10 protein-coding genes are annotated in these 11,183 nt (G+C 59.2%); 6 read left to right on the top strand and 4 right to left on the bottom strand.

Features of this window, described 5'->3' with window-relative positions:
- Nucleotides 1-6 precede the first annotated feature (6 nt).
- From HPY65_07755 to HPY65_07745, 3 genes are read left to right on the top strand one after another with little or no spacing between them, the layout of a single operon-like run.
- Nucleotides 7-1,002, top strand: coding sequence for a hypothetical protein (locus tag HPY65_07755; protein NPU84369.1), 996 nt, complete (start codon nt 7-9; stop codon nt 1,000-1,002).
- 6 nt (nt 1,003-1,008) lie between these two features.
- Nucleotides 1,009-1,215 (top strand): hypothetical protein, encoded by a 207-nt coding sequence (locus HPY65_07750; protein NPU84368.1) that lies wholly within the window; start codon nt 1,009-1,011, stop codon nt 1,213-1,215.
- A 2-nt stretch (nt 1,216-1,217) separates the two neighbouring features.
- On the top strand, nt 1,218-2,405 hold the full coding sequence (locus tag HPY65_07745; protein NPU84367.1) for a hypothetical protein: 1,188 nt from the start codon (nt 1,218-1,220) through the stop codon (nt 2,403-2,405).
- Nucleotides 2,406-2,409: 4 nt separating this feature from the next.
- Here the strand turns inward: HPY65_07745 and HPY65_07740 are convergent, their stop codons facing one another.
- A complete protein-coding gene (locus tag HPY65_07740) occupies nt 2,410-3,402 on the bottom strand; it encodes a hypothetical protein (protein ID NPU84366.1) in 993 nt (330 codons plus the stop codon).
- A gap of 313 nt (nt 3,403-3,715) precedes the next feature.
- On the opposite strand from HPY65_07740, the gene HPY65_07735 reads away from it, so the two are divergent.
- The 3 genes from HPY65_07735 (at nt 3,716) to HPY65_07725 (ending at nt 5,802) form a co-directional block, all read left to right on the top strand.
- Nucleotides 3,716-4,489 carry a DNA adenine methylase gene (locus HPY65_07735; GenBank protein ID NPU84365.1) on the top strand — a complete coding sequence of 258 codons (774 nt, stop codon included), beginning with the start codon at nt 3,716-3,718 and terminating at the stop codon, nt 4,487-4,489.
- A 264-nt stretch (nt 4,490-4,753) separates the two neighbouring features.
- Nucleotides 4,754-5,278 (top strand): YeeE/YedE family protein, encoded by a 525-nt coding sequence (locus HPY65_07730; GenBank protein ID NPU84364.1) that lies wholly within the window; start codon nt 4,754-4,756, stop codon nt 5,276-5,278.
- A complete protein-coding gene (locus HPY65_07725; GenBank protein ID NPU84363.1) occupies nt 5,275-5,802 on the top strand; it encodes a YeeE/YedE family protein in 528 nt (175 codons plus the stop codon). The genes HPY65_07730 and HPY65_07725 overlap by 4 nt, the downstream gene beginning before the upstream one ends.
- 549 nt (nt 5,803-6,351) lie before the next feature.
- Here the strand turns inward: HPY65_07725 and HPY65_07720 are convergent.
- From HPY65_07720 to HPY65_07710, 3 genes are all read right to left on the bottom strand, one after another.
- A complete protein-coding gene (locus HPY65_07720) occupies nt 6,352-8,358 on the bottom strand; it encodes an FAD-dependent oxidoreductase (GenBank protein ID NPU84362.1) in 2,007 nt (668 codons plus the stop codon).
- 331 nt (nt 8,359-8,689) lie between these two features.
- Nucleotides 8,690-9,052, bottom strand: a complete 363-nt coding sequence (locus HPY65_07715) for a cytochrome c3 family protein (GenBank protein NPU84361.1) — start codon at nt 9,050-9,052, stop codon at nt 8,690-8,692.
- 73 nt (nt 9,053-9,125) lie between these two features.
- A complete protein-coding gene (locus tag HPY65_07710) occupies nt 9,126-10,841 on the bottom strand; it encodes an FAD-dependent oxidoreductase (GenBank protein NPU84360.1) in 1,716 nt (571 codons plus the stop codon).
- Nucleotides 10,842-11,183: the final 342 nt, after the last annotated feature.

Here is an 11,183-nt window from a genome sequence, read left to right as displayed (position 1 = left end):
GAGTCGATGGACGGGATTTTGTGGAGTGTTGAGGCGTCGACCAGGACGTGCCGCGTAAAAATCCAGGGCAGCAACAATCAGATTACGGCCTATTACCCGGAGAACTGGCAGCAGACACCGGCATGGCTGAAACCGGGGAATGCTGTCCGCATTGCATTCAATCGGGGCATCCGGGGGCGGATCGAGGTTGTGGGCTGCGGGTTGATCGTTCCCACTCCGGTGGCGGGCGGATCGGCAGCCCCGACGGCCCCAACGGCGGTTGATGCCATCCTAACCGGCTGCAATCTGGTCCCGGCCTATAATGACCCAGACATGGTCGTCCTGGTGAAGGTCGGCACGTACCGGATCGGCGGCGTCACTTATACCCTTGATGCCATCGCCTGTAATTCCGACGTCTACAAGGCATCGATGGGCGGCGTCATCAATACCATCGCCGGAGCCTTGACTGTCCCGGCTTCCCCGGCTGCCGGTTATTTCCGGTTCGATCTGATCCAGGTGGGGGCGGACGGGGTTCTTGATTATGTAGCAGGGACGCCGTTCCAAACGACTCCGGTTTATCCTGTGGTGAGCGCCGATCATCTACAGGTCGGCGGCGAACCCACATATATTTTCCTGCATTCGGGAACGACGGAAATCACCTCGATCAATATCGCCGGGAAATTCGCTGCACCGGTGGCGAAGAGCCTGTCCGTGTCCCTGGCCCCGGATCATCTGCATCCGGCGGACACCACATCCGTCATCACCATTACGGTCCTGGATCAGTACGGGAATGCCGTTTCGTCCTCGGCACCGTATGTGCTCACCGCCGAGATCTACAATGAGGACAACGGCACTCTCACCGGCGATGACGGCCCCGGGTCGACCGCCACCAGGACCGGCATATTTTCATCAACGACGTTCACTTACACAAAGGGCACAACTGATTTTGCGATCTTCAAGTTTGCGCTGCACGTCAATATCGCCATCGAGGCGATGGCAAGCATCATCTGCTACCCGTCTTAGGAGGACATGATGGAAGAGGTAAAGGGGCTGCTCCGGCAGATCGTGGCCGAGTTGAAGACACTGAACGCTCATGCCGCACAATCGCAGGCCAATGCGGAGGCGGCCATGAGGGCTAACAGGGATCAGGTGAGTCATGCACTTTCGGCCCTGGGGGGGCTCGTTCCCCCGAATATGCGGGACATGGTCGATAAAATGACGAAGGGAGGGGTCTGATCATGGGGAATTTCTTCACGGCCCTTACGGCGGAAACGCTGTGGAAATATACCCACATGAACATTCCGTTCAATGAACTGGATAAGGCGATCACCTATCTTAAAAATGTCATTGTCAGTTGCGATGGGGCGATTTCCTGGAATGCATCCACCGGAACGCTTTCATGGTCGGGCGCGATCCGGATCCACTTCAACACGGCGGCCGGAAACTTGGTTCAAAACACGATCGCTGCCGGGAGCATCGCCCTTACGGACGGCCAATTCGCCTACGTCGATTTGAACGAGTCGGACGGAACGGCCCTAACTGTATCCGCAGGGAGCATCACGACAGGGGCAGCATCGAACATCCTGGCTTACAACCGGCTTGTCCTGGGGTATCGGAATGCCGCCAGCGATGATTTTTACCCGGTTTACTTGAATGCCCCCATCAAATATTCCACTTCCGCCACCGTCAACACCGGCACGGCGACCGATGAGGCCGTCACGCCCGATGCGCTGGCGGGGTCGAACCTGGGGACGAAGGAGATTTATTTCCAGGTCGTCGCTCCGACTACCGATTGTGCTCAGTATGCCTTTGCAATGTCTTCACCGATCCCTTCGTCTCTGGCGGGGATGAATCTTGTAGGTGTCCTGGCCGGGGTAGGGACTCAGCCCGGGACCACCGGGACCATGGCAGTTACGCTCGGGAGAAACAGGCCTGTAACGCTCGGGGACAGTACGACTCAGTTTGACATTACCAGACCTGGGGCGCCGGACGCGAACACCACGCGCTATACATATGATGGAACCGGCACCGACCCGGGAATCTCCTCCTCTGCCGCCTCCCTGCAAGTCAACGATGGTATTTCAATCCAGGCGCAGAATTTTGCGGCAGGAAACAATGGATTCAAGTCGATCACGGCTGTGGGGGCCAACTATTTTGAGACGACCGATGCAGGTTCCAGTGCCGAGGCGAACAAGACTATTGGTACAGGCTCCATCGTTGTAACGAAGAACCGGGGCATGCTGTCAACGATGGTCTCAATTGACAGCCTTGAATTTACCAGCAAGACCGCCGAAACGCCCGCAGTAATCAATACCGACTATGACGATATCGCGGAGGGGGACACACTCAATGCGGTGATCTTGACCGTGCATTCCGGAACGGTGGCAAAGGGCCTCGGGATAACAGCGATCTTCCGGCTGCCGTAGAGGCTTACAGGTTTTTTGCGAGATACTCAGCAATCATGTTGTGCGCGAGGGCGTTTGGGTGTCCGTCATGGGGAATGGAGTATTTGACATGCAGGAGACGCCAATCAGGGATGGCTTCGGTTACGCGGTGAACGGTCATCCCCGCCCGTCGAAAACCTTCCTCAAGTCTTGTGCTGGTCTCGGAATCAACAGGCCAGTAGAGAACAACAAACCGAGCATCCGGCCATTTCTGCTTAACGAGATCTCGGGAGCGGGCAACAATTTTTACGGTCAAGTCAATGTCACCCCCTCCGCCCTGGGCTTTCCATATCCAGTAGCGTCTGCCGATGTTCGTCTTCATGGATTGATCCATGATCCACGACGAGATCGAGCCGTGAAGGTTCCCGGCGAAGTTAACCCCTCCGTTACCGTCAGAGACATAGCGGGGACCGTCCGGATACCACACAAGGTCCCCTTCCACTCTTGTAACGTGATGCGGGATCGCCTGATACACGACGACCTTCGGCGCGACGTTCCCGACAACCCGGTCAGCGATTCCGTGTTCCAGGGCGGACAGCATCTGGTGGGGACCGTAGCCAGAAAAGCCGAAGTTCCAAACTTTGTATCCGGTCAATTCGGCGAATCGATAGGGCATGGATTCGTTATCGTTGACTCCGTCTCCAAAGGTAATGGAGCAACCGAAGAACGCGATTCCTGGGGCGTTGGGGCTTTTGGATGCGGGAGTGATTCGGAGCCCATCGCTCCCGATTGTGCGTTGGGCGTCGTAAATGACCCTCTCTCCGTAGAGCATCCTCACCGTGCAAGACGATCCGGGACCGGGGGCGTATCCGAGAAAAGGAACGTTCGATCTGAAGTAATTCTGATCACAGGTGCCTTCGTACCTCGCCGCCGTCTGCTCGACTTCTCCCCAATACGGCCACAACCATGCGAACCACTCAGCCACCAGCACGACGGCCACGATCAAGACGATGTTGACGATAACCACCTTGATTTTCATGGGGATAGGGTAGCGGCGACCGGGGAGCATGTCAAGTGAAACCGCTAACCTACTGGAAGGTCTGGATCATCATGGGACTGGCTCGTCGGGGCCAGCGGCTATCTCGGGAAAAACTGGATGCCTTGAAGCCTATTAATGAGGGAACGGAGAAGAACGTAGGATAGAAAGAAGCGGACAGCATTCCAGGGAGAGCCACCTCCCCAGACCATGTGTATCGAGCACATGACGGGATGACCCGCTGCCATCCGCTGTGCGTTGGCACGCGCGCGGTTTATAGCAGGGTCCGTCCCGCAAATCAATTTAAGGGGAGGATCTGGTGAAAAGTTTTTTGGCGTACATGGGTGGTAAGTCGTTATTGGCAAAAAAGATCATTCCGAGAATTCCGGAACACAAATGCTATGTTGAGGTATTTGCTGGTGCAGCATGGCTTCTGTTTGAAAAAAACGAAGATGCTTCTGATGTCGAGATCATCAATGACATAAATCTGGATTTGGTTACCCTATACAGGGTGGTCAAACACCACTTGGAAGAGTTTATACGGTACTTTAAATGGATATTGGTTGCGCGTGACGAGTTCCAGCGCTTTTTCAAAGAAGCGCCAGAAACGCTGACAGATATCCAGAGAGCTGTTCGCTTTTACTACCTCCTGAAGTTGGGCTATGCGGCCCGGATCAAATCTCCCTCGTTCTCCATTGCAACAACATCAAAACCGAGGCTTAACCTCTTGCGCATCGAGGAGGAATTGTCAGCGGTTCACCTTCGCTTAACAAGGGTATACATCGAGAACAAGCCTTATGCAGACGTAATCACACGCTTTGATAAACCTGACACCTTTTATTATATCGATCCACCGTATTATGGGTGTGAGGACTATTACGGAAAGGACATCTTCTTCCGGGAGGATTTTTTGAAGCTCAGAGACGTTTTATCCGACATCAGAGGTAAATTCATCATGTCGATCAATGACGTCGATGAGATCCGAGAATTATTTAGAGGCTACAATATCGAATCTGTTCAGACGTCATATTCGGCTGGAGGCGCCAATCATAAGAAGCGGGTGAATGAGCTCCTCATTATGAATTATTGAAGGTAGGGAACGAACAATCAAAAGAAGATTGACACAGTCAAAAGGATTTCGGAAGTGAGTTATGACAGTTTTTGGCGAATCTCACGACGCGCGGCCACAGCTTCACTCCGCGGTTGACACGCGATGAATGCTTCGCTTACCATGAAGTACCAAGCGAGCGAACCGCGTTGTTTCCTTTCTCCCCCCCGTCCACTGAACCAAGTCCGGAACCGTCCGGTTGCATGTCCATCAGCCGGCAAAAAAAGAAATGGAGGTGAACGGAACATGAACGTACTGACGCAGAAGACATGGTCCCCCTATGCCGCCGGTGCCGTTGCCGGCCTGCTCCTGATCCTGTCCGTCTTCCTGACGGGAAAGTACTTCGGAGCCTCGACGACTTTCGTGCGCATCGCCGGTTTCGTCGAGCAGGCGGCGGCACCCGAAAGGGTGGCCGGCATGGAGTACTTCATCAAGGAGAAAATCAAACTGGACTGGCAGGGAATGTTCGTTCTCGGTGTTCTCTTCGGATCCCTGGCGTCGGCTTCCCTGTCGGGGGAACGGCGTGCCGTCCCGGTGCCGCCCATGTGGGAGGCCCGGTTCGGTCCTTCCCGCGCCCGGCGCTGGACAGTGGCCTTCTTCGGCGGGACGGTGGCGATGTTCGGGGCGCGCCTCGCGGACGGGTGACCCAGCGGCCACGGCCTGAGCGGTCTGGCTCAGGTAGCCGTCAGCGGTTACGTTTCCCTCATATGCTTCTTCCTGGCCGGCATCATCGTGGCCGGAATCCTGTACGGAGGAGGTGATCGGCGATGAACGAACTGCTGACCGGAGCCGTTACGGGTCTCCTCTTCGGATTCATCATGCAGAAGGCCCAGGTCATCCGCTACGACAAACAGCTGGGGGCCATGCGTCTGAAGGACATGACCATCGTAAAGTTCATGCTGAGCGCCATCCTGGTAGCCATGGTGGGCATTTACCTGCTCCTGGATCTCGGGATGGCGAAACTCTCCATCAAAACGACGATCCTGGGGGCAAACATCCTCGGAGGGCTCATCTTCGGCATCGGCTGGGCCATCGTCGGCTATTGTCCCACCACCGGCTCGGCAGCCCTCGGCGAGGGGCGCTACGACAGCCTTTTCGGCCTGTTGGGAATGGTTCTCGGGGCGGGCCTCTACGCCGAGGTGTTCCCGTTTCTCAAGGAGACGGTCCTGACCTGGGGCAACTTCGGCAAGATCACGATCCCCTCTGCTCTCGGCGTCAACCACTGGATCGTCATCATCGTCCTGATCGCCGCCTTCCTCGGCGTCTTCCGCCTGTTCGAGAGGAAGGGACTCTGACGGATGAAAGGGAGCGGGCTCGAACCGTCACGGGGAACGATGCGATGGAACGGATTTCAAATCCGTTCCCCCTTTCGCACCTCTTCTCCTGAAAAAAAAGGAAGTCTCTTCTTTCCACGAGCGTCGTGGCGCGGTGGCTGCCACGGGGGCTTCCGCCGTCGCGGCCTTTTTTTCCACGATCCCTCGTCGGCGGCCAGGAAGGCTGGAGGGATGGAAAAAAAGTCCTAATTGCTCCTCTGGAAACCCCCGGTCGCGCCCCCGCGAACGTCGGTCGGGGAGGGGGGCTTCCCGGGGCGCGAATAGCGGCTTTTTCGGGGCACCCTGCCGTCGCAGCGCAGCGGCCGCAAAGGCAATGTCTGAGCGCCGCAGGCGCGAGTTTTGCCTTTGCAGCGGAGCGAGACGCTGCAGGGTCGAAAAAACGCTCCTGAGCGCGAGGGAAGTCCCCCTCCTGTCATCCGACCCCCGATCAGCGGCTGGTTCTGGTTATTAAAAAGGGATTAAGGAAGGGGAACGGATTTGAAATCCGTTCCTCCCGTTTCCCCCATTTCGTCAGATCTTCATGGCCTCCTCGAAGCCCTCGCGGATCGCATCGACGATCTTACGGGGGGCCTTCGCATCGCCGATGGTGACCACTCGGAGCCCGTTGATCCCATCCTGACGCATCAGGTCATCCACCGGCCGCGAACCGACGGCCATGACCACGGTGTCCGCGGGGATGCTCTCCTTCCCGCCGCCCGTCTCCACGATCACCGCGTCGTCTGTAATCTCGAGGAGCTTCACCCCCGGGCGGAGCTCGATCCCGCAGAGCTTCAGGTTCTTCATCAGGACCCACCGGGACGCGCGTCCCGTGCCCGCGGCCATCTTCTCCACCATGTCGATGACGGTGATTTGCCGGCGGTGGCGGTACAGGAGCGCCTGCAGCTCCTCCTGATTCTCCGCCCCGTGGTAGGCCAGGAAGGTGAAGGTCTCCGGATCGGGGATATCCTGGGAGGCGATCCACTCGGCGGTTTCACACCCCACGGCGTTTCCGCCGACCACGACCACCCGCCGTCCGATGTCGGGAATCCTTCCCCGGAGCACGTCCCAGGCACCGACCACGTGGGGCCGGTCGATCCCCGGAACACGGATCTCCATGGGAACCGCCCCGGTCGCCACGACCAGGACATCGGGCTTTCCCCTGCGGATCTTCGCCATGGTAAGCGGCGACTTCCGCCGGATCTTGACCCCCACCAATTTCAGCCTCTTCTCGCGGTCCAGTGACACGCTCCCGAAGGCCTGCTTCCCCGGGGGTGCCGATGCCAGCTCGATCTGCCCGCCCAGGCGGTCCTCCTTCTCGAAGAGGGTGACGTCGTGTCCACGCCCGGCGGCGACGGCCGCGAATTCCATCCCCGCCGGCCCGCCGCCGGCGACAAAGATCCTTTTCGGGACCGCCGCTTTTTCCAGACGAAACTCCCCTTCCCGCCCCATAAGCGGATTGAGGGCACAGCAGACCGCCCCGCCGGTGGCGATGCTGTCGAAGCAGTTCTGGCAGGCGATGCAGTGGACGATCTCCTCCGTCCGCCCCTCCAGGACCTTCCGCGGCAGGTCCGGGTCCGCCAGCAGGGGCCGCCCCAGGCAGACCAGGTCCGCCGCGCCGGACCGCAGGACCCGCTCGGCCAGCTCCGGGTCGCCCAGGCGGTTCGAGGCGAAGACGGGAATCCCCACGCGATCTTTCACCCCCCGGGCCAGGTAGACGTAAGCCCCCGGCGGGACGTGGCAGGTGAGCTGGGGCACGTTCGTCTCGTGCCAGCCGCCGGTCACGTTGATCGCGTCGATCCCCGCCTTCTCGGCCTCCGCACAGAACAGGGCGATCTCCCGGTTCGCGCAGCCCCCGTCCATGAAGTCGTTCCCGGCTACGCGGATCCCCAGGGCCGTGTCGGGCCCGACGGCCTCCCGGACCCGCCGGAACACTTCCAGGCCGAAGCGCATCCGGTTCTCGAAGGACCCGCCGTAGGCGTCGGCCCGGAGGTTCGTGACGGGGGAGAGGAACTGGCTGATCAGGTATCCCGTGCAGGCGATGATCTCGATGAAATCGAATCCCGCCTCCCGGGCGCGGACGGCGCTCCGGGCGAAGGACTCCTTCACGGTCTCGATGTCCTCCGCGGTCATCGCCCGGGGCACCTGCTTCATCAGGCGGCTGGGAACGGCGGAGGGGGCCAGGGCGGGTACGCCCTCGAAAAACGGGGCCGTGGCGTTGCGCCCCGCATGGAAAAGCTGGGTTCCCAATGCGCTCTTCGTGTCCCGGTGCAGTTCCGCCAGGAAGGGCCGGAACTCCTCGATCTGGCGGTCCTCGAACAGCCCCGGCATCCAGGGACCCCCGCCGACGCGGTCAATGGCGACGGGACCGACGATCATCAGCCCGACGCCTCCTTCGGCGCGAGCCCGGTAGAAGTCCTGGTAGCGCCGGTTGAATTCATAGTGATCCGTAAAGTGCATCCCCATGGACGGCATGACCATCCGGTTCGGGACGGTCAGGCGGCGGATTTTGACGGATTCCGATAACTTGACAAATTTCATTGGACGTACTCACTCCTCGATTTTGTTAACAACCTTTTCCATGATCTTTTTCAGTCTCTCGCAATAAGCGCTGAATTCGGTCTCGCCTGCCGGGCAGGGCGCTGCGCCCGGCCGTGACGGCGCTTTCATGCGCCCGGAGAGCATACAGGCTGGCACGCAAAAAAACAAACCGCGAGGCGCAACACTCGTCTTTTTCCCGTCTGCCGATCGGCGATCCGACAAAACGGGGTCCAGTGAGAAACATGCCGGGGGGATGATGTTTTTCCTGCATTGTGCATCATGAACTTCGTGCCGAAAAAAAGGGCGCCGCAGACGCGGCGCCCTTGTCCGGTTACCGGACTTTAAATCCGAAACTGTGACATTTTGCGCAGTAGTCTTCGCCCGGCTTGTGGCCGTGGTGACAGGCGCCGCACGCCAGCTCTCCCTCATGGGATGCGTGGGGATTCGGCTCCACGTGCTGCGTCTTGGCCGCGAGCGCCTTGTATTCTCCGTGGCACCCCAGGCAGGTTTTCATCTCGACGGCCTTGGGCGGGGTTTCCTTGTGGCAGCCTTCACACGGAATCTCTTTTGCCTTGTGCCTGTCCGCCAGAAACTCTTGCTCGGCGGCCCAGGAGCGTTCGCGATTCCATCCGCCGGGACAAAAGGCCGCCATGACCGCGATCAGCAACAGAATGACACCAAGTCCTTTTTTCATGTTCTCCCCCGGGCAGCTCCTTTCCAGGCATCGCCTCTGCCTGCACGATCCTCGCAATCCCCTCTAAGCAGACTCATTTCCAGGGCTTCATGGCCGCGGCGTTTTTCCCGGCAATCCGGCCGAAGACGATGCACTCCGTCAGGTTGCCTCCTCCCTGGTAGACGAACTTCAGGGCGGAGGAGATCTCCCCGGCCGTGAAGAGTCTCGGAATCGGCTTGCCCTCCCAGTCCAGGACTTCGCGCGCGGCGTTGGCGGCGATCCCGCCCTTCGTGTTCGGCCCTCCCGGGTACAGGGGCAGCGCATAGAACGGCGCCTTCTCCACGGGTTTCAGCGTGGCGGCCAGCCTGCCGAAAGTCTCGTCCTTTCCCTTTGCACAGGCCTCGTTGAAGCCCGCCACAGCGGCGGCAAGCTTCTGTGATTCCATGAGTTTTCTGTTTTCCGGGTGGCTCCTGATCTTGTCGGCGATCTCCTCGATGCTGTTCCCGCGGAGGATCCATCCCCTCTGTACGGCGTCCATGTTGTCTTTCGACCAGGGAACGATACCGAAGCCGGCGGTCGAGATCCCGAGGTTCGTGATGGTGACCGTCGAGCGAAGGGTCTCGTCGAAGATCAGCCAGCTCGGCACCCTGGGGTAGATGAGCTCGAGGATGTCGAACTTCACCGCCTCCTTGTAGAAGAAGTAGCGGCTCGGGTCCTTCGTCACGAGATGCTCCGCCGCGTAGCGATTGCCGTAATTGTCGACGACGATCGAATTCGGCCGTCCCACGGCGGGTGTGATCAGACCCGCCTTCAGGCCGTGGTAGCGGACAGGAACGGCCATGATGATTCTGGAGGCCGCCTTCCCCACCTTGGCCAGCCCGGCGCCCGCGGCCATGGCCATGGAAATGCCGTCTCCCGTATTATCCGGAGATCCGTAAAAAGCCCAGCCCTCGGCCCCCGGTCCCTCCAGGAAGGCCTTTCTCATGGCCTTGTTGTACTCGTAGCCGCCCGTCGTGATGATCACGCCCCTCCGGGCTCTCACCGCGATCTCCCTGCCGCCCTTTCCGGTCGCGATCACGCCCAGGATCTCTCCCTTGTCGTTTTGCACGAGCCTCTTGGCGGGCGTCTCGTACATGACCTTGGCCCCTTTCTTCCTGGCCCCCTCGGCCAATACATAGAAGAAGGCCTCCCCGTTCATCTTCTCCATTTTGGGCTTGTTCATGGTCGCTTCGTCGAAACTGGCCTTCCCGGTGAATGTACTCCCGAACACGCGGTACTTGCTGTCTTTCGCCCCCGGGAATTTGGGAAACGCCGCGCCGGCAAACGCCGAAAACGAAACGGTCTTGTACTGCGGATCCAGTTTCATGAGGAAATCGACATTTTGGGGGGAATACTCGGCCCAGGCCTCGGCCAGGCCGTCGGACCATTCCGGCTGCTCCCCCTCCAGTTTCCAGGGAATGTTCTCCCCGCTGAACATGGCCTTGGCGTATTCCTTCAGGGCCGCCCGGTCTCCCGCCGGGTCCGGACAGTGATAAATCCCTCCCGACATCCTGGTGTTGTTGATGAGTTTTGCCTCGGGCTGCTTCTCCAGTACAAGGACCTTCGCTCCGCTTCCGGCGGCTTCGATGGCCGCACAGGCACCGGCACCTCCAAACCCGAGAACGACAACGTCGGCGTCGGCGTTCCATCTCCTGGGTACGCCCCCTTTCGCCTTTGCCTCGGTTGCGGTCAGTCCCGCCAGCGCCAAGGCACCCGTCCCCACGACGGTTCCCTTGATGAAGTCGCGCCTGCTGATTCGCCCCTTTGCCATGGATAGACCTCCTTTCGAACACTGAAAGACCCTACGAAACGGACAACCTTCCCGGCATCCCGGCCAGAGCGAAACCGCCTGCCGTAATGCCGAATCGACTCAGATTGAAAATGCCTGTCTTGGGGTTTTCGGGGGGACAATCCGGAGTTTTTTCCGGGCTGAACAACAATCAGGATGGAACCGTGGACAATGGATTGAACGACATAACGCTGATTCACCGGAATCGGGGAATCGCCGGGAGCCGTAATCTTGATTGATATAACTGCCTTTTACGCCCAGGCAGTATATGGGTAATGGTCTTGGGTGTCAATTTCATTCTGGTTATCGCCGACCGGAGCCCGA

The organism is Syntrophaceae bacterium, assembly GCA_013177825.1.
In the GTDB taxonomy this organism is placed as follows: domain Bacteria; phylum Desulfobacterota; class Syntrophia; order Syntrophales; family PHBD01; genus PHBD01.
This window is presented reverse-complemented; position numbering and strand designations above follow the sequence as displayed.